Below are 18,011 nucleotides of genomic sequence, written 5' to 3'. Positions count from 1 at the left end.
CAGTGAGCTGGTGGCGATCACCAGACGTCAGGAAGAATAAGGACAGAGCAATGACTTTTATCAATAATGTTCAAGCAGAGAAATCTCTCTACATTGCAGGCGAATGGCAATCTGGTATTAATACGATTGCGAACATTAACCCTTCAGACATCAGTGAGAATTTAGGCGATTTTGCTCAGGCGAGTGAAGGTCAAGTAGAGCAAGCCATTCAAGCTGCCAAAGTCGCACAACCAGAGTGGGAAAAAACGCCGATTGAGCGCAAACAAGCGGTTTTGCAGGCGATTGGTGACGAGCTAATTGCTCGCTGTGATGAACTTGGCACTTTGCTTTCACGTGAAGAAGGTAAACCTTTTGCTGAAGGTCGCGGTGAAATCTACCGTGCAGGTCAATTCTTCCAATATTTCGCGGCGGAAGTGCTGCGTCAAATTGGCGATAACGCAGCTTCTGTCCGTCCAGGCGTTTCCGTTGAGGTCACTCGTGAAGCCGTCGGCGTTATCGCCATCATCTCTCCTTGGAACTTCCCAACCGCTACGGCTGCATGGAAAATCGCGCCAGCACTTGCGTTCGGCAACAGCGTAGTATGGAAGCCCGCTAACCTAACACCTGCTAGTGCGGTTGCACTGACAGAGATTATCCATCGTCAAGGCTTACCAGCAGGCACGTTCAACCTTGTGTTGGGCAGCGGCTCGCAAGTGGGTAACACGCTTATCAACTCGAAAGATGTAAATGGTGTGAGCTTTACTGGCTCTGTGGATACCGGACGTAAAGTAGCGGCAGCCACGGCACCGAATTTTGTTCGTTGCCAGTTAGAGATGGGCAGTAAGAACGCACTTGTGGTTGCTGATGATGCAGACATTCAAATCGCCGTTGAAGCAACCATTGCAGGCTCTTTCTCTGGCGCAGGTCAGAAGTGTACCGCGTCTTCTCGCTTAGTCGTCATGGATGGCATTCACGATGCTTACGTGGAAGCACTGATCAAACGAATGAGCGAGCTTAAAGTCGGTCACGCTTTAGAAGAAGGCGTTTTCATGGGACCTGTTGTGGATGGAAACCAATTGAATGCGAACTTCGAATGGATTGAGAAAGCACGTCAAAGCGGTGCCGAGTTAGCGTTCGGTGGCGAGCGCTTGAACTTAGAGCATGACGGTTTCTACATGTCGCCAACTCTTTTCCTCAATACGCAAAACAGTTGGGAAGTGAACCAAGAAGAAGTGTTTGCGCCAATGGCAAGCGTGATTCGAGTTTCTGACTTGGACGAAGCCATTGCTGTAGCAAACGATACTCGCTTTGGCTTGACGGGCGGCATCATCACGCAAAGCCTCCGTAATAGCGCCATCTTCAAACAACAAGCTCAAACTGGTTGTGTCATGGTCAACCTACCAACCGCAGGAACGGATTATCACGTGCCGTTTGGTGGTCGTAAAGAGTCGAGCTTTGGTCCACGCGAGCAAGGTCAATACGCAAAAGAATTCTACACCGTGGTGAAAACCGCTTATCAACGTCCTTACTAAGTGAAATAGGGCAGCCGAGCATTCCGCTGCCCAACCTTAAAGGCTTATTAACGTTTAAGGAGTGGTTATGTACCAACAACGGATTGTGATTGATGGATTGCAGTACTGCAATTGGGATCGAGAATACTTCCAAACGCTGAAGGCGAGCGGTATTACGGCTGTACATGCGACGATTGTTTATCATGAGAATGCACGCGAGACCTTAACTCGCTTTGCCGAATGGAACCTGAGATTCGAACAAAATGCAGACCTGATTATGCCTATTTACTCGATGGTTGACGTCGAGAAAGCAAAGGCAGAGGGTAAGGTTGGCGTCTTTTTTGGTGCGCAGAATTGCTCTCCGATTGACGATGAAATCGGCTTAATAGAAGTCATGCGCCGTCAAGGTTTGCTGATTATGCAGTTGACGTACAACAACCAAAGCTTGCTGGCAACAGGGTGCTATGAGCAGAACGATTCTGGTGTCACGCGTTTTGGTAAACAAGCCATCGAAGAGATGAACCGTGTCGGGATGATCATCGATATGTCCCACAGTGCTGAGCGCTCAACGCTGGAAGCGATTGACCTTTCTTCACGTCCCATTTGTATTAGTCACGCGAACCCAACGTTTGCTCATGATGCTCTGCGCAACAAATCGAACAACGTCATTAAAGCGCTCACCGAACGTGGCGGCTTGATTGGCTTTAGTCTTTACCCATTCCATCTTCCCAACGGAAGCCAATGCACGCTAGAAGATTTCTGCCAAATGGTCGCGAAAACTGCCGATCAGTTCGGTGTGGATCACTTAGGCATCGGCAGTGATCTTTGTTTAAACCAACCACAGCAAGTGCTTGAGTGGATGCGCAACGGTCGTTGGTCCAAAGCAATGGACTATGGTGAAGGCTCCGCTAGTAATGCGGGGTGGCCTGATGCTTTGCCTTGGTTTAGTGGCAGTAAAGGGATGGAGAACATTTACAACGGCTTAATGCGTCATGGATTCAGTGAATCCGAGGCAGGAAAAATCCTGGGTGAGAACTGGTTTAACTTCCTTAAAGAAGGGCTGGAGGCGAGCTAGGTCGTAACCCAAATAAACATGGAATAGCTCGCTCAAAAAATAATAACAAGGCGAGTGTTAAAGTCACTTTTTGTAGCCGTTATGGCAGCTGCAATAAACCTCTGGAGTCAGAGTATGTCTGATCTAACCAATAGCATGAAAGCTTCAACGATGAGCGTGTCATCAAAGAAGCAACAAGCAAAACACAACGACACTTCAGCAACGGAAAATTCACCGGATAAGTTAGGGTTAAGTAACCCGGCACTTTGGTATAGCGGTGGCTTTATTGCCTTGTTCGTAGCTATCGCGCTTTACGATGGAGAGTTGCTATCAACGTTAGTTAATACGGGATTTGCGTGGTCAGTAAAAGTCTTCGGTCCGTACTGGCAGATACTGCTTCTTCTCACTTTTCTTATTGGTCTTGGCTTGGCTGCAGGGCGAACAGGCAAGGTGATTTTAGGCGGAACAACGAAGCCTGAAATGGATGGTTTTCGTTGGATGGCAATCATCTTCTGTACGCTTTTAGCTGGCGGCGGCGTATTTTGGGCGGCGGCAGAGCCTATCGCGCACTACGTGAGTCCTCCACCTTTGTATGGTCCGCAAGACAATCCTCAGCAAGGTGCCATTAATGCGTTGTCACAGTCGTTTATGCACTGGGGTTTTCTCGCGTGGGCTATTGTTGGCAGCTTAACGTCTATCGTGGTCATGCATTTACACTACGATAAAGGACTGCCGTTAAAACCTCGCATCTTGCTTTATCCAGTGCTGGGTGAGCGAGCGCTAAAAGGTCAAACGGGTGCGCTGATTGACGCATGTTGCATCATCGCCGTAGCGGCTGGAACCATTGGACCGATTGGGTTCCTAGGTTTACAGGTTAGCTACGCGTTAAATGCACTGTTTGATATCCCTGATGGCTTTACCACACAGTTGATCATCATCTTATTTGCGATTGTGTTGTACACCGTATCAGCTTTAAGTGGCTTAAACCGCGGCATGCAAATGCTGAGCCGCTACAACGTGATTCTCGCGTTAGTGTTGATGGTTTATATCCTTCTATTTGGTCCAACAGATTTTATCTTCAATGGTTATATTCAAGGCGTAGGTACCATGCTGGATAACTTTATCCCAATGGCAACTTACCGTGGTGATGAAGGTTGGTTGAGCTGGTGGACAGTATTCTTCTGGGGCTGGTTCTTGGGCTACGGACCGATGATGGCGATCTTCATTGCACGTATCTCTCGTGGTCGCAGTATTCGTCAAATTATCTCGACGATCAGCATTGTTGCTCCGCTTACTACATGTTTTTGGTTCACCATTGTTGGTGGTTCTGGCTTAGCGTTTGAAATTGCGAACCCAGGCAGTGTGAGTGCAGCATTTGAAGGCTTCAATTTACCGGGCGCGTTACTCGCAGTGACTCAACAACTGCCAATGCCACTACTTGTTTCAATCTTGTTCTTGATTTTGACCACGATCTTCATCGTCACTACCGGTGACTCAATGACGTACACCATCAGTGTTGTGATCAGTGGTGAGACAGAACCAAATGCGATTATTCGTACTTTCTGGGGCGTGGCTATGGGTATCACGGCGTTGATTCTCATCTCACTTGGCTCTGGTGGTATATCAGCCCTGCAATCCTTCATCGTGATTACAGCCGTTCCAGTGTCATTAATTCTGTTACCGTCACTTTGGAATGCGCCGCAGATCGCTATGAAGATGGCAAAAGAGCAAGGGCTATAACAACGGTTATAACAAAAAGATCAAACCCAATAACGTGGCGCTTGTGTGGGTGATTCCTCCCCACACCCGCACAAGCCCTTATTCTTACAATAAAAAATAAGTGGTGAGCAAAATGGATGCACATCGTTCTACTTACACTGAAACAACACTTCGCAACGCTGCAATTGTGATGGCACCAGACAGGCTAGGGGCTATGCACCAAAATCGAATCAGCTTTGTACGAAGCGTGATCCGAAAAATGGCGAGTCAGGAATGGCAAGTGAGCAAACATGAGTGGCAACTGTGTCCACGCGGTTTTGGTCATGTAATTTACAAATTAGCGACGCCGGAACACGTTTATCACTTGGTTGTGTTTTGCGATGAAATTGCTGATGAAGAGCGTAACGACCGAGTCATTGCTGAAAAATGGGACGTAACCTTTGCGCTGGTCAAAGGTGAAGTTAATGTTGAGTTGCTAGAGCAACTTAGAGCTAATGTGCCTTTGCAAGAAGCGGGGCGCAATCCAAACAACGTGCTTGTTCTTGCTCGTGCGAATAAGAGTGTTCGTGTGTTTGAACACATTGTGAATGCGCTTTCTAAAGGTGAGCAGCCAGAGCCTTCGGAACTAGCAGAAGTGGGTTACATCCTAAGAACCACCGCCGTTTATGGTAACGGTAAATTTGGTATTGCCGATTTTAAACTGCTGGAGAACAACCCTGATTTCAACCAATCGTTCAGTGCACAAATGTGTGCCGTTTATATGCTGCGTGAATTCAGTTTAGATTGGGTTCATTACCTTGCTGCGAAAAAAGGCGGAGATAATGCAGTTGCACTTCACAAAGGCCTGCAGCGCTATCTTGGTGTGGGGAATGCAACTGGTTTGGGTATGGCGCCATATTTAATCAACCATCCATGTATTGTCGACCAATGGATGACATCACGTGAGCGTGCTATTGCCAATGTGCTTGCCATGCCATGTGAATCTACCGAGTTAGAGCTGCCGTTAAAAGCCCTGCTTAAAAAAGCACAGCGACACTTAGAGCAAGTGATAACAATCAATGAACATCAAGATCAGCTTAATCATCAAGCGATTGCGGATCTCCAAGCGCTACAAATTAACTTAAATGCTTTGATGGCAGAGCACTCGAATTGGGCAAGCTTGATCAAACAAACCACAACCATGAGTTTGGAAGCCCAAGAAATCCTAACTTCATGTTTGATCGAGCTTTACCCGTCTTTGGTTGATGAATTTGAAAACCAAATGAACACCGATGAGTCACTCTCTATTCCTGGTGGTAAAAGCGTTCAAGATGTTTTGCAAATACTAGAGAGCAAATACCGTTGGTCAATCGATGCCGACTACACGTTACCAGAGAACAACTATTGGTTCTGGTATCGCTCACAAGACAAAGAAGAACCGAGACTAGGCATTCGTGGGGAAGAAATCGGTGAAGAACGTGAGTTGCCACTCGATATAGGGCGACAAGTAAACCGCCTCTACCATGCGCTGCAAACGTGCCAGCCAGAAACATCGTTGGCGGAGTTCTTACTGCAGCATCCGCAGTATCGTGCAATCACTCGTCGTGTATGGACGCTCGGCAATCGAGAAATGGGCGATATCCAGATGAATGTACTACGTGAAGACGCACTACCGATGCATCTACTACGCTGTAAGTTAGCAATCTTTGGTGCGACTAAGTTTGATCCGCGTTCAGACCGATGGGTGCGCGTGACCTTTTTCCAAGGCGCGCCATTGCTTGATGAGATTCAGGACCCGCGTTTCAGCGATACGTGGATTTTCCCAACCATGCCAGAGCGTGAAGAAATCGCGCAAAGCGACAATCAAAAAATCACTGGAGGTTTTGCATTATGATCGTTTCGCATAACGAGCTGGTAGCAGCAGTAAACAAAGCTTTTCTTGGTATGCGCCGTCATTGCGGTGAAGCCGATGTGATTGCCAATATGGTTGCAGATCTGCAAATGGTGGGTTTGCACGGCGTGCGTCACTTCAACAACGCCAGCCTGTTTCTCAACTTAGATTCAGATTGCGCGGTCACTATTACGAGTAACACCGACTCTCATATCGAAGTCGAGTTAAACAATGGCAGTATCGCCTGTCATTTACCTGCGGTGTTGGATTTTGCGCTTGAGAAAATGGTCAGCAGCAAGAGCGTTACTATCACACTGAAGCAATGCCACAATCGTTGGTTAGCGTTTAGTGAGCTAGTTAGGCTATCTGCCAAAGGCATTGCGTGCCGTGCTCAGTGGGTTAATGGCACTAGCCCAAAGCGAACCTTGTATGTGTTAAACCGTGGGCGGATTGCACCAGAGGTATTCTTTTCTGATCAGATTGAAGACAACAGTACCGATTATCACAGTATGACGATAGAGCTTGCCGTAACGGATTTTGATATCGAAGCAAGTTCACAAGGTTACGCAATTCATATTGATGGAGATGAACTGAATCGTGCACAGAAAACGTCGTGGGAAGAGGGTATCTTTGTTGAAGACGCAGAATGGGAAGCTCTTAAACAAACTGCCACAGTCTTCCTTGTTGAGAACAGTGAACGCTCGGTACAAGGCGCGGGCGAGTTAGTGTAGTGCAACCAAAACGGCATCATTGGGAATAGACAGAGAGGTAGCTGAATGCTGCCTCTTTTCGTTTAAGAATAAAGCAGGATTATGATTCTCAACTACGCTAATGACAGGTTGTTTGCATGACGAAGGAGAATCAAATGAGCACCATGCAAATCGATATAGAAGAGAATAAGCGCAATGCCATAGCTTTCTATGAGATGGCGTATCGAGGAGAACCGAGAAAAGCGGTCGAGCTGTACGTGGGGGATGAATACATTCAGCACAATCCGTTAGTGGGTAACGGTACCGAGCCATTTATTGCTTATTTCGAGCGAATGCAGGAAGAGTATCCCAACAAAGATATTACGTTTGTTCGCGCAGTTGCAGAGGGGAATTTGGTGGCACTGCATACTCATCAGACGTGGCCTGATGATGTGGAATATGTAACGATGGATTTCTTCCGCTTTGATCTAAACGGTAAGATTGTCGAGCATTGGGATGCGTTGCAGGAAATACCGAAAGAGACAGCAAACGGGAATACCATTTACTAGCGCACCGAGCCTTGCCATACGCGTTAAGCACGGCAAGGCACTGAGATTGTAATTAAGTCTATTGCGCTTGGTTATCCAACCACTCACGTGTCACCGTGTCTAAATCTCGTCCTTCACGACAGATTTTGTAATCCAATTCCGCAATGATATCGTTTGAGAAACGGAGCGTGTCCAATCTATTCAACTCATCTTGAGTAAATTTATCTGATTTGTCTTGGCGCAATAGCAATACCGCTTTATCGACAATACCCAGCAAACCTTTTGGTTCTGCGATTTCTCGAATTGCGTACTTATAGTGAAGAAATTGAGGCTTCCAAAGCGGCACGATAACCCATTGTTTGTTCTCTACCGCCTTCTCAAATGCAGTAAAGCAATCTTCTTCCGTCCCTGTGTGGAAATGGTAGCCTGCTTGGGTTAGTGCGTATTCGTCCATCATCTTGATCGAAAAGCGCGTAATGCCTGCACCAGGGTTGATGCCTTGAATATCGGATTTCATTTTCGCTACAACTTCAGGTTTAGTCAGGTCGCTCACTTCTGATACGAGTGCTTCTGGAACGTAATCTGGTACACCCCAAAGTGCGTAAGGTTCGTAGTGTAAGCCGAGCTCCAGTAGGGGTTGTACTTCTTCTACCGATGCTTTGTAAATGCCGTGACTTGATGGTAACCAAGCCGAAGAAAGCATGTCGATTTCACCAGATTTGAGCTTTGAGAAGTTCTCTTCATGGGGTGAATAAATACGCTCGACCTCAAAACCCATATCATTGAGTATATGGCTGACAAGAGAAGCAGTGACACGATGAAATGAGAGGTTAGTGACACCGAGTTTTATAGCTTTTGACGTGTTAGTTTGAGTCATACTGAATTCCTTATTTTTATTCGTGCGAAGTTGAGTCGTGCACTGTGTTTTCGAAGTGATAGTAGGCTCAAGATAGGAAGGGATAAATAGCGAACGCTTTGAGTCACTGTCAAAAATGATTTGATAATCAAGTGCGATAATTACATGAAGGATGTTGAGCAAGGTTGCGGGAAAGGGGGCTTAAGTCGCGGATCAATACAGTAAGAACAGTCCTTCGTATCCACCAATATGAATGTCGGAAACATAGTCTCCGACATTGCCATCCTTGTCGACAGGTCGCATTGGTTTGTCTAGCGTGATGGTGATTTTGGGCGCAGTAAAATAGTCCGCGCTTTTGCCAAAAAAATCTGTGCGATATAACACGCGCCCTTTGCTAAATTCTCTTGCTAACACCATCTCAATTGGACCATCAGAAACTACGGATTCCTCTGAGCGAAAGGCAAAATAGGTATATGTCGGTAGGACGTGAGCAAGACCATCGGGCAGATCTGCGTGCACCACTTCATTCATGGAAGAGTCACCAACCACGGTGTAATCAGCGGCTGAAGGAGTGCTGGTGGACATCATCAAAGGTATTGCTGTAAAGCCTTCTGGGATTTGATTTACTGGTTCGCCTAGATCAACGGCAAGTAATGCACTTGGTTGATAAGCGATGTTTTTGGGTACTCCGGCTTTCCAGAAGTTGTCGACAGTGGTGTTGTTGCTGCCGTACAGATAACCGCTGTTCCATTGATTAAAATAGCTGTATCCCGAGTGGTGATTTAAGTAGAACGCTGCTAGTGCAGAGTATTGATCCTGCTTCCAATTGTCTTCAGTGTTTCCGAAGTACTGAACTCGACCATAACGTGTTGTTGCTTGGTAAATCACTTTCTGACCTACTTTGGCGAGAGCGGCGTTATCCCAGAATTTAGCCAAACCTGCATAGCCACTAAAGCCAGTAGAAGGGAATAGATAGTGCTCCCGTAAGTACAGGGAACCTGCTTTAACTAAATGACTCTGTCCATTGCGACCATATAAGTTTGCCGTGCCTATGTTGAGACCAATTAGCGCATCCGGATCCAGCGTTGCCAGTTTGTTTAAGAATGCCGAAAACTGAGCTTTGTACGCATCATCAGCGGCTTGGCTTCCTGCAACCAAACCAAGTTCATCTACCATACCACCGGAATAGATGTAGAACTGATTTGCACCAAGCAGTTTGTTTGTATCGTCATTGTATGCACCGTTTAAGCCTTGTTTCGCCCATTCTGCTTGGTAATAGTGGTGAACTGCATTGGCAAAGTTGGGATTGCCGAGATTGGTTAATGCCCACGAGGAGGTTTGGTTCCACATTCGCCCAAATGGAATGACTCGAGACTCCCAACGGAAACGAGCGGTCGCATTTTTGTTTGAGCGGTTTTTATATTCATTCCAAGAGAGATAATTGTCTTGGTTAAGATCCGCAGATTTATCAAAGCCACGAATTTTGCGCCAACGTTGAATCGTTTTTCCGTCAGGTGTTGCCGTTGGTGCATTCGTCAACTTAACGGTTGGAAAACTGTTCTTGAGCTTCACTTCTTTTAGGTGAGGGCGATTCTCAATATTGTCACCATGCCAAGTCACTCTCGCAACATACAAGCGACCACCATCTCGCAAGAAGGTCGAACCAAAGTACTGACCGCCGCCATAGGTTTGTCCACTGCCATCGTGCGTTGTGGCACGAACCCAATCTGATGGAACAGACCAGTTTACAGTCTGGTTTTTGGTCATGCTCTCGGTTTTGTCTCTCTTAATATCGAAGCTTGTCCATTCCGTTACCCGACCGAACGAATCGACAGAAGAAGGGTATTCAATGGTGAAGCTGCCGCCTTGAGCAAATTGGGTGAACTTAAAAGCTAAGCGGTCGAACTTTTCTGAGTGATAAACATAGAGCGCCCCGCCATTATGAGCTTGACCGAATACGTCAGCGTTCCATGGCGGTGATTGATATAGCCAAAAACCGGCGTGGTCGGCGCTAGCGGTATAGCCAACGATCATCGGTTTTCGAATAAGCAGGGTATTTTCGCCATGAGTTTCGTCTACCTCGGCGATGATGGTGTCTTCGGCAAAATGGAGAAAGTAATCCTCGTAATCAATCCCATTCAGCTCTGCCTCGTTGCGAATATCGTTTTCTACCCATCCTGTATTGAGTTCAAGTTTTTGGTTGTACATGTAGCCAATGGCTTTGACGCGCTCGTTATCAGCTTTGTTTGGATACGTTCCAAAAACAACATCGGCATTCTCTAGCTCCCATTCAATCGCAGCAGCGGCTGAGATTGGGGTATCTTGCATATCAACGCCTTGTTCATGTAACCCTGGTAGAATGATTGCTGTCGCTGCCCATGTCATAGGCGCAGAAAGTAAGCTCAGAGCGCCCAAAGCTGAGAGCATAAAATGCATTGGCTTCATCATTGAGTTGTCCCAATCAAAAATGTTGATTACTCAAATTGCGAATCAAATTAAGAAGAAGTATTAGCGATAGGTATGACCAATTCAAGGAAGGGTGAGTGTGTCTTTTGGTTTATCACTTTTATATCGAATCAATAGTTGTCGCCATTCAGTAATTTATAAAATTAATATTTACTGTCTCAAAAATGAAACTTGAAGAATAAAAGTTTCGATATTTCTAGTTCTTTTCAAAATGAAAATTTACGTATTTACGATGGTATTTCATGAAGAGCTAAAATAAGCATCAGATTTTATATTTTAAAAGTGATCTTTGTTGAGTTATTCATCAAAATGATTATCAAAATAAACTCATAAAGGTAAAATAGAGTGGCAATATAGTTCGCCTCGCTGGGGTTCTTTCAGTTTTGGCATATAGAGCGTATAAATCCGAAGTTGTGCTAGATAGTCCTCACACGGCTAGCCGCCTTTTGTTTATTCAGTTCATTGCCACTTTCTTATATTGAAAGTGCATATGAAACTAACTTTTTTTGTCTATATACACTTATAAAAGTCAGATAGAAAAAATATAAGTATTTTATTTAATCGCTTGTTTACAATAAGTAAACATTTGACCCTTTTGGATAAATGTCGCATGAATGCAAAGAATAAACTTTTAGCATCAATAGGTATTTTAATAATTACGATCGTAACTATTATTTCAGTGTTGAGTTACAACCAAATTAACTCTTCTTCCACAAACTCTTACCAAACTAACCTTTCTACCAGTACACATTTAATAACGTCAGCTGTTGAACAAAAGATCCAAACTTACTTTACGAGCTTAGAAGCGACAGCGTCTGCCATTGAAGTCAACAACCAAACTGCATCTATTGATAACCGTATGGTGGAGATGTTGGTTCAAGGTACAAAGAGCCTCGGGGTTTCCAACTACTTTATCGCGCTTCCTGACGGAACTCTTTACGATTCAGATTCAAAAGGTCTGCATCCAACTTTTAATGCTAAAAAGCTGCAAAGGGAGTGGTATGTAAAGGCTATGTCTGGGCAGGACCAAGTTGTCACTAAGCCGTTTAAAGCGAGTACGGGACAGATGTCTATTTCTCTCGTTATTCCGGTAAAACGAAACGGTGAGGTCGTGGCGATTGTTGGTTTGAGTCTGCTGATGAACGATTTGACTCGCTTCATTAATGGGTTGGCGGAAGACAGCAATGTTTTTGTTGCTCGTGAAGATGGTTACTTGATGGCGGCGTATGAAGAGCAGCTTGTCGGCGAAGATTTGTTTGAGTTACGACCTTCATACAAGCAGTACGCGAGTGATGCATCTAGCTCACACTCTTACACGGTTCCAGACCGTGGTGAGTTTTACGTTGTATCTGAACGTTCGAAAGCGCTTGGTTGGACCGTTTGGGCTTTCGCGAGCTGGGAAGACATTAAAGCGACGTCTCGTGAAGCAGTGATCACCAACTTAGTTTCTGGTCTTGTGTTCATTATTATTGGCACGCTAGGTGCGTCATTGTTAATTCAAAAGTTGTTGTACAACCCAATTGGTGGCGAGCCGAAAGAGATTGAACGTCTAGTCGACAAGATTGCGAATGGTGATCTGACTGATATTCCAGCTGCAAAAGGCAGTGACATTGGTGTGTATCGTTCAACATTGTTAATGGCAGATAAGTTGAAGACTATGATCACCGACATCAATTTGTCTTCGGAAGAGCTTATTGAAGCGTCGAGCAAGCTGGAGCGTTCATCTATCAAAGTGGATGGCTCATCTAAATCTCAAATGATGCAACTGGAGCAAGTTGCAACCGCAATGAACGAGATGACAGCAACGGTGGCTGAGGTTGCCCAAAGTGCGGTTGAGGCATCAAGCTCATCAAGCGATGCAAATAACAGCTCAGAGCAAGGTTTGACGGTTGTTGCTCAAATGAACTCTGATATTACGACGCTTGTAAACGACATCAACCAGGTCCAACAGGTGATACGTAACGTTCATACTGAAACGGAAAATGTCGGCGGTATTCTGGATGTGATTCGTGGCATTGCTGATCAAACGAACCTGCTTGCACTGAATGCTGCTATTGAAGCTGCACGTGCTGGTGAGCATGGTCGCGGTTTTGCTGTAGTAGCGGATGAAGTTCGCTCTCTTGCGACGAAAACGCAACAAAGCACCAATGAGATCCAATCGATGATTGAAGTTCTGCAAGAGCAAGCGAACAAGTCGGTATTGCTGATGCAAGACAACTCGGACAGTGCAAAACGCACGCTTGATAAGGCAGAAGAGGCGACGTTATCTCTAGACCAGATTCGCCATGAAATCCAGCGAATCCAAGATATGAACCACCAAATTGCCACTGCGGCTGAAGAGCAATCTCAGGTGGCGCATGAGATCAACGAAAGCGTGATTAACGTGAATGATCTTGCACGTGATACGACGGTAGATGTTCAAGACAATGTGGATACATCAGAAGCCTTGATTGCGATGTCGAATAAGCTTCGTGATAGTGTCAGCATGTTTAAGTTGAACTAAGTTATATCGTTCAAGTTTAAGACTTAACACCAACGAAAGAGAGGCGCATGCCTCTCTTTTTATTGCTTTTCATTGACTTCCTTTCCATTAGGTTTTTCAACAAATCTCGTTAAAACCTAAACTCATTGCACCAGTCATATACTCTGCTATGTTGGTTGTTTATTATACAAAAAATTAACAATCTAAATTTTTATACATTTTTATTGCATAAAATCTCTTTCTTGCTAGTATAACCCCCAGATGACAATTAATGCAGTATGGCAGCATGAGTATTCAAGTTAAAAGTATCAATAAATCTTACGGCGATACCCAAGTTTTACACGATGTCAGTTTTAATTGTGAAAGCGGTGAAACGCTGGTGTTACTCGGTCCAAGTGGTGCAGGGAAGAGCTCTCTACTACGTGTTCTTAACCTTCTTGAAGGCGCGGATAATGGGCAATTAAACATCGCTGATGACGCATTCGACTTTTCAACTGAAATCAAAGAGAAACAAGGTTTAGCGCTTCGTCGTAAAGTGGGCATGGTTTTCCAACAGTACAATCTATGGCCACACATGACAGTGATGGAGAACCTGATTGAGGCTCCGGTAAAAGTCTCTGGCATGGATAAAGAACAAGCGAAGAAGCAGGCAATGCAAATTCTCGCAACGCTGCATTTGGCAGACAAAGCGGATGCATGGCCGATGCAACTTTCTGGTGGTCAGCAACAACGTGTGGCGATAGCCCGTGCGCTGATGATGAAACCAGAAGTATTACTTTTTGATGAGCCTACCGCAGCGCTTGACCCTGAAATTACGAATCAAGTGGTCAAGATTATTAATGATTTAAGCGAAACGGGAATTACACAAGTTGTTGTGACCCATGAGGTGGATTTCGCCAAGAAAATCGCTAGCCATGTTCTATACCTAGAAAAAGGGCACATCGTAGAGCACGGTACGCACGACGCATTTGTTAATCCGCAAACCACTCAGTTTGCCGATTACCTAAATCACTAAATTACGTTTTTAAAGTTCAGTCTATTTAACAGATAAGCTCGGCTGTCATTGCGAGTGTCAGCCCACTAAGTACACACGGAGTATTGCAATGAAAAAGATTCTACTAGCTTCACTAATCGGCCTTGTCTCAGCGAACGCAGCAGCACAAGAAGAGATCAAATTTGCGATGGAAGCGACTTACGCACCGTTCGAATACATGGATGAAAACAACCAAATCCAAGGTTTTGATGTGGATCTGGCGAACGCACTATGTAAAGAAATGGAAGCAAAATGTACCTTCCACAACCAGTCTTTTGACAGCCTGATCCCTGCATTAAAATTCAAGCGTTATGATGCGGCTATCTCTGCAATGGATATTACTGATGCACGTTTGGAGCAAGTGAACTTTTCTGACCCTTACTACGACAACTCAGCAGCGTTTGTTTCTATCAAAGAAAAAGTGGCTGATCAAAAAGCACTAGAAGGTAAGCGTGTTGGTGTTCAAAACGGTTCAACACACCAAAGTTACCTGATTGAGCAAATGCCGGGCGTAACCGCGGTTCCTTACTCAAGCTACCAAGACGCGTTCATCGATATGAAAAATGGTCGTATTGATTCTGTATTCGGTGACACAGCAGTCGTAGCAGAATGGTTCAAGAAAGAAGACAACCTAGCTTACGTGGGTGAGCACGTCACTAACCCTAAATACTTCGGTAACGGTTTCGGTATCGCAGTAAACAAAGGTAACGACGAGCTAGTGAACAAGCTGAACACAGCACTGAAAACAGTGAAAGCAAACGGCGAATACGACGTAATCTACAACAAGTACTTCGGTAAGTAATATGGCACTAACGGGTTACTCTTTATCGCTTGTTCAAGCTAGTTGGATGACTGTCCAGCTAGCCTTCACAAGCCTATTAGTCGGTTTGATTCTGGCAGTGGTATTCGCCAGTGGTGAAATGTCTCGCCGCGTTTTCGTTAAATGGCCAATGACGGCGTTTGTGACGATTGTACGTGGCTTGCCAGAAATCCTTGTCGTGTTGTTCATCTATTTTGGTTCGACGCAGGTTCTGTTTTTAATCACCGGAGACTTTATAGAGGTTAGCCCGTTCTTGTCTGGCGTGGTGGCGTTGTCGTTAATCTTCGCTTCTTATGCTTCTCAAACTCTACGTGGCGCATTGAAAGCCGTTGGAAGAGGGCAAAGAGAGGCAGCAAGTGCACTCGGCATCAGTCAAGCACACGCTTTTGTTCGCATTGTTTTGCCACAAGCAGTAAGACACGCACTACCAGGTTTAACTAACCAATGGTTGGTTTTGCTGAAAGATACCGCGCTTGTATCACTGATTGGCGTAACGGATTTATTGAAGCAAGCACAGCTAACATCTGCAGCAACGCATGAAGCGTTTACATGGTACGCAACTGCTGCGGCGATTTACTTAGGCATTACTTTGATTACGCAACGTGCCGTAAAACTGATTGATAAGAAGTTCTCAATTCAAGGCATGAGTATGGGACAGGAGGCTACCGCATGAACGAACAACATGTTTGGCAAATGCTGGATGGCTTAGGCACTAGCCTTCAATTGACTGCCGCTTCTTTGGTGGTGGGCTGTCTCTTAGCTTTGATGATGACGCTGACTCTGATCTTACGTACTCCGGGTTTGCATTGGTTAAGTCGTGGCATCATCACCTTGTTTACTGGTACACCTTTGTTGGTGCAGATCTTCTTGGTGTATTACGGTCCAGGTCAGTTTGATGTCGTAAGAGAAAGCGTATTCTGGACATGGTTAAGCCAACCTTGGTTCTGTGCGATGCTAGCACTAGCACTCAATACCGCTGCTTACAGCACTCAGTTGTTCAAAGGAGCGTTTAACGCGATTCCTTCCGGTCAATGGCAAGCGTGTCGTGCATTAGGCATGAACAAAACAGCAACACTGAAAGTGCTTCTGCCATACGCTATTCGTCGTGCTGTTCCGGCTTACTCGAACGAAGTGATTTTGGTCTTCAAAGGCACGTCACTAGCAAGTACGATTACGATCATGGATCTGATGGGTTACGCGCAGCGCATTAACGCACAAACTTACGATACGTTGACAGTATTTGGTGTTGCAGGCGCATTTTATTTAACGGTAAATGGTGTGCTGACTCTCATTTTCCGTCAGGTAGAGAAGAAAGCATTGGCGTTCGAAGCCGCATAATCCTTCAATCAACACTCATCGTTTAGTTCCACAGTGCCTCTGCGAATGACTCTCTTGCAGGGGCATTTTTTATATTTGTCATGGCAAATTCCTCGAGTTCCACCAAACTTAATTCAACCCAATTGCATTGGTGGCATCATGGAAAGAAGACACTTTTTAGCACTGTGGACATTGTTGTTCGCCCCCTCTTTAAAAGCGAAAACACCAATGCGGTCGACGCCAGCACAAACAGAAGGACCATTTTATCCAGTAGTGGATATTCCTCTTCGTCAAAACTTGATTCTGCAATCAGAAGGCTTGGTCGGTGAACCTATCGTGTTGCAAGGCAGAGTATCAGATACATCGGGAAACCCTGCCTCAGGCATCAAAGTAGAAATCTGGCAATGCGATGGGCAGGGGATTTACGATCATCCTAAGCAACCAAATAACGAAAAGTTTGATGCTCACTTTGCTGGCTTTGGCGCAGTCGAAACTCAATCGGATGGTCGCTACTTGTTTCAGACCTTATACCCTGTACCTTATGCTTCTCGCCCACCGCACATTCACGTTAAGTTGTGGCGAGATAATCAAGAACTTCTGACCACTCAGTTGTACTTGAAAGGCAATACTGGCGATGAATGGTGGGGAGGCAAAGCCCGTGATTATCTGCAGTTTGAAACTATACGAATCGACGGGCGGTTAACGGGCGAATTTAACTTTGTGATTGGCTAGCTAATCCGATTAAGCCATTAACTCAACCAATTGCGCCAAGCATTCTTTGTCCAGTATTGGATGAGGCTCAACACCCGTGACCAGTACTATATCCACGGAAGGCAGCGATGGCATATCGTTTAAGATCTCGAGATCATCGCTAACGCTAATACTGCCCATAGCACCGATAGCCATGCCTGAACGTACAATCGCTCTTTGTGCCGATGCTGTATTGCAACACGCCAGTAGTTGATAAGGGATACCACGTTTGGTTAATCCGTCTACCGCTGCCGCATGGTATTTGCAGTCGGTTTGGAAAAGGGCAAGAGGGAGAGGTTGGGCGGTCTCGATGTTAAAATCAGGGTGAGCAATCCACACGCCTTTGTCGCTTGCTAGCCAATAACCTTCTTCACTGTCCGGTGCTCTAGTCACAATAGCGGCGTCTAGCTTTCCTTCATCCAGCTTTTCTCTCAAGGTGATGCTGGGCTCACTGAAGACTTGAATCGAACACGTGGGTTCAGATTGTTGTAATACACGAATGACTTTAGGCAGGATATTGTCGTTGTAATCTTCTGGACAACCTAAGCGAAGAGGGCGCTTATTTTCATAGCGTTTCACCTGTTTCAGCGCTTGATTATGTAAGCTGACTAGTTGCTCTGCATGAGAGCGTAGTGCCAATCCCGCTTCACTTAAGACAAGATTGCGACCTTCTTTTTCAAATAAGCTGACACTGAGCTCGTCTTCCAGCTTACGCATTTGTGCACTAAATGCTGATTGGGTACGATTGATCTGCTTGGCAGCACGAGTGAAACTTCCCGTTTCTACAAAAGCAAGAAAGCTGCGCAACGCATCGATATCCATATCTAAAACTCATCCATCGTTTTTGTTGAAGTGTTCCATCAAAACTATCCGTTAGTCCCCTTAAATACAATCAGATATTGTGAATGGGTAATCAA

The 18,011-nt window shown here is 45.4% G+C and carries 15 protein-coding genes; 12 read left to right on the top strand and 3 right to left on the bottom strand.

Annotated elements, in window-relative coordinates:
- Positions 1–50: 50 nt before the first annotated feature.
- The 6 genes from VHA02S_RS10195 (at position 51) to VHA02S_RS10170 (ending at position 7,391) form a co-directional block, all read left to right on the top strand.
- Positions 51–1,511, top strand: coding sequence for an aldehyde dehydrogenase family protein (locus VHA02S_RS10195; RefSeq protein ID WP_038897480.1), 1,461 nt, complete (start codon positions 51–53; stop codon positions 1,509–1,511).
- A 67-nt stretch (positions 1,512–1,578) separates the two neighbouring features.
- Complete coding sequence (locus VHA02S_RS10190; protein ID WP_038897481.1) at positions 1,579–2,565, top strand: membrane dipeptidase; 987 nt, start codon at positions 1,579–1,581, stop codon at positions 2,563–2,565.
- Between the two features lie 150 nt (positions 2,566–2,715).
- On the top strand, positions 2,716–4,284 hold the full coding sequence (locus VHA02S_RS10185) for a BCCT family transporter (RefSeq protein ID WP_370445504.1): 1,569 nt from the start codon (positions 2,716–2,718) through the stop codon (positions 4,282–4,284).
- A 112-nt stretch (positions 4,285–4,396) separates the two neighbouring features.
- Positions 4,397–6,136, top strand: a complete 1,740-nt coding sequence (locus VHA02S_RS10180) for a hypothetical protein (RefSeq protein ID WP_038897483.1) — start codon at positions 4,397–4,399, stop codon at positions 6,134–6,136.
- On the top strand, positions 6,133–6,864 hold the full coding sequence (locus VHA02S_RS10175; RefSeq protein ID WP_038897484.1) for a DUF3726 domain-containing protein: 732 nt from the start codon (positions 6,133–6,135) through the stop codon (positions 6,862–6,864). The genes VHA02S_RS10180 and VHA02S_RS10175 overlap by 4 nt, the downstream gene beginning before the upstream one ends.
- A gap of 134 nt (positions 6,865–6,998) precedes the next feature.
- Positions 6,999–7,391 carry a nuclear transport factor 2 family protein gene (locus VHA02S_RS10170; RefSeq protein ID WP_080640336.1) on the top strand — a complete coding sequence of 131 codons (393 nt, stop codon included), beginning with the start codon at positions 6,999–7,001 and terminating at the stop codon, positions 7,389–7,391.
- 58 nt (positions 7,392–7,449) lie between these two features.
- Here the strand turns inward: VHA02S_RS10170 and VHA02S_RS10165 are convergent, their stop codons facing one another.
- On the bottom strand, positions 7,450–8,247 hold the full coding sequence (locus VHA02S_RS10165; protein WP_038897485.1) for a glycine betaine ABC transporter substrate-binding protein: 798 nt from the start codon (positions 8,245–8,247) through the stop codon (positions 7,450–7,452).
- 192 nt (positions 8,248–8,439) lie between these two features.
- Positions 8,440–10,674, bottom strand: coding sequence for a hypothetical protein (locus VHA02S_RS10160; protein WP_038897486.1), 2,235 nt, complete (start codon positions 10,672–10,674; stop codon positions 8,440–8,442).
- Positions 10,675–11,302: 628 nt separating this feature from the next.
- Here VHA02S_RS10160 and VHA02S_RS10155 point away from each other — a divergent pair.
- The 6 genes from VHA02S_RS10155 to VHA02S_RS10130 all read left to right on the top strand — a co-directional run bounded on the left by VHA02S_RS10155 (position 11,303) and on the right by VHA02S_RS10130 (position 17,076).
- A complete protein-coding gene (locus VHA02S_RS10155) occupies positions 11,303–13,195 on the top strand; it encodes a methyl-accepting chemotaxis protein (protein WP_005450160.1) in 1,893 nt (630 codons plus the stop codon).
- A 265-nt stretch (positions 13,196–13,460) separates the two neighbouring features.
- A complete protein-coding gene (artP, locus tag VHA02S_RS10150; RefSeq protein WP_101905864.1) occupies positions 13,461–14,189 on the top strand; it encodes an arginine ABC transporter ATP-binding protein ArtP in 729 nt (242 codons plus the stop codon).
- Positions 14,190–14,277: 88 nt separating this feature from the next.
- Entirely contained in the window at positions 14,278–15,009 is a 732-nt protein-coding gene (locus VHA02S_RS10145) for an arginine ABC transporter substrate-binding protein (protein WP_005443853.1), read from the top strand.
- Between the two features lies 1 nt (position 15,010).
- The gene (artQ, locus tag VHA02S_RS10140) at positions 15,011–15,700 is read left to right on the top strand and encodes an arginine ABC transporter permease ArtQ (RefSeq protein WP_005388570.1); all 690 of its coding nucleotides are present in this window, start codon (positions 15,011–15,013) and stop codon (positions 15,698–15,700) included.
- Positions 15,697–16,365 carry an arginine ABC transporter permease ArtM gene (gene artM, locus VHA02S_RS10135; protein ID WP_005450156.1) on the top strand — a complete coding sequence of 223 codons (669 nt, stop codon included), beginning with the start codon at positions 15,697–15,699 and terminating at the stop codon, positions 16,363–16,365. The genes artQ and artM overlap by 4 nt, the downstream gene beginning before the upstream one ends.
- A gap of 138 nt (positions 16,366–16,503) precedes the next feature.
- Complete coding sequence (locus tag VHA02S_RS10130) at positions 16,504–17,076, top strand: dioxygenase family protein (protein WP_038897488.1); 573 nt, start codon at positions 16,504–16,506, stop codon at positions 17,074–17,076.
- 9 nt (positions 17,077–17,085) lie between these two features.
- Here the strand turns inward: VHA02S_RS10130 and VHA02S_RS10125 are convergent, their stop codons facing one another.
- Positions 17,086–17,916 (bottom strand): LysR family transcriptional regulator, encoded by an 831-nt coding sequence (locus VHA02S_RS10125; protein WP_029790706.1) that lies wholly within the window; start codon positions 17,914–17,916, stop codon positions 17,086–17,088.
- Positions 17,917–18,011: the final 95 nt, after the last annotated feature.

The sequence above is a fragment of the Vibrio harveyi NBRC 15634 = ATCC 14126 = KCTC 12724 genome (assembly GCF_001591145.1).
Lineage (GTDB): Bacteria > Pseudomonadota > Gammaproteobacteria > Enterobacterales > Vibrionaceae > Vibrio > Vibrio harveyi.
This window is presented reverse-complemented; position numbering and strand designations above follow the sequence as displayed.

What these genes read in the sequence shown, in the direction of transcription:
- VHA02S_RS10195 (WP_038897480.1), top strand. Translation starts at nt 51, where the DNA reads ATGACTTTTATCAATAATGTTCAAGCAGAGAAATCTCTCTACATTGCA.
- VHA02S_RS10190 (WP_038897481.1), top strand. Translation starts at nt 1,579, where the DNA reads ATGTACCAACAACGGATTGTGATTGATGGATTGCAGTACTGCAATTGG.
- VHA02S_RS10185 (WP_370445504.1), top strand. Translation starts at nt 2,716, where the DNA reads ATGAGCGTGTCATCAAAGAAGCAACAAGCAAAACACAACGACACTTCA.
- VHA02S_RS10180 (WP_038897483.1), top strand. Translation starts at nt 4,397, where the DNA reads ATGGATGCACATCGTTCTACTTACACTGAAACAACACTTCGCAACGCT.
- VHA02S_RS10175 (WP_038897484.1), top strand. Translation starts at nt 6,133, where the DNA reads ATGATCGTTTCGCATAACGAGCTGGTAGCAGCAGTAAACAAAGCTTTT.
- VHA02S_RS10170 (WP_080640336.1), top strand. Translation starts at nt 6,999, where the DNA reads ATGAGCACCATGCAAATCGATATAGAAGAGAATAAGCGCAATGCCATA.
- VHA02S_RS10165 (WP_038897485.1), bottom strand. Translation starts at nt 8,247, where the DNA reads ATGACTCAAACTAACACGTCAAAAGCTATAAAACTCGGTGTCACTAAC.
- VHA02S_RS10160 (WP_038897486.1), bottom strand. Translation starts at nt 10,674, where the DNA reads ATGATGAAGCCAATGCATTTTATGCTCTCAGCTTTGGGCGCTCTGAGC.
- VHA02S_RS10155 (WP_005450160.1), top strand. Translation starts at nt 11,303, where the DNA reads ATGAATGCAAAGAATAAACTTTTAGCATCAATAGGTATTTTAATAATT.
- artP (WP_101905864.1), top strand. Translation starts at nt 13,461, where the DNA reads ATGAGTATTCAAGTTAAAAGTATCAATAAATCTTACGGCGATACCCAA.
- VHA02S_RS10145 (WP_005443853.1), top strand. Translation starts at nt 14,278, where the DNA reads ATGAAAAAGATTCTACTAGCTTCACTAATCGGCCTTGTCTCAGCGAAC.
- artQ (WP_005388570.1), top strand. Translation starts at nt 15,011, where the DNA reads ATGGCACTAACGGGTTACTCTTTATCGCTTGTTCAAGCTAGTTGGATG.
- artM (WP_005450156.1), top strand. Translation starts at nt 15,697, where the DNA reads ATGAACGAACAACATGTTTGGCAAATGCTGGATGGCTTAGGCACTAGC.
- VHA02S_RS10130 (WP_038897488.1), top strand. Translation starts at nt 16,504, where the DNA reads ATGGAAAGAAGACACTTTTTAGCACTGTGGACATTGTTGTTCGCCCCC.
- VHA02S_RS10125 (WP_029790706.1), bottom strand. Translation starts at nt 17,916, where the DNA reads ATGGATATCGATGCGTTGCGCAGCTTTCTTGCTTTTGTAGAAACGGGA.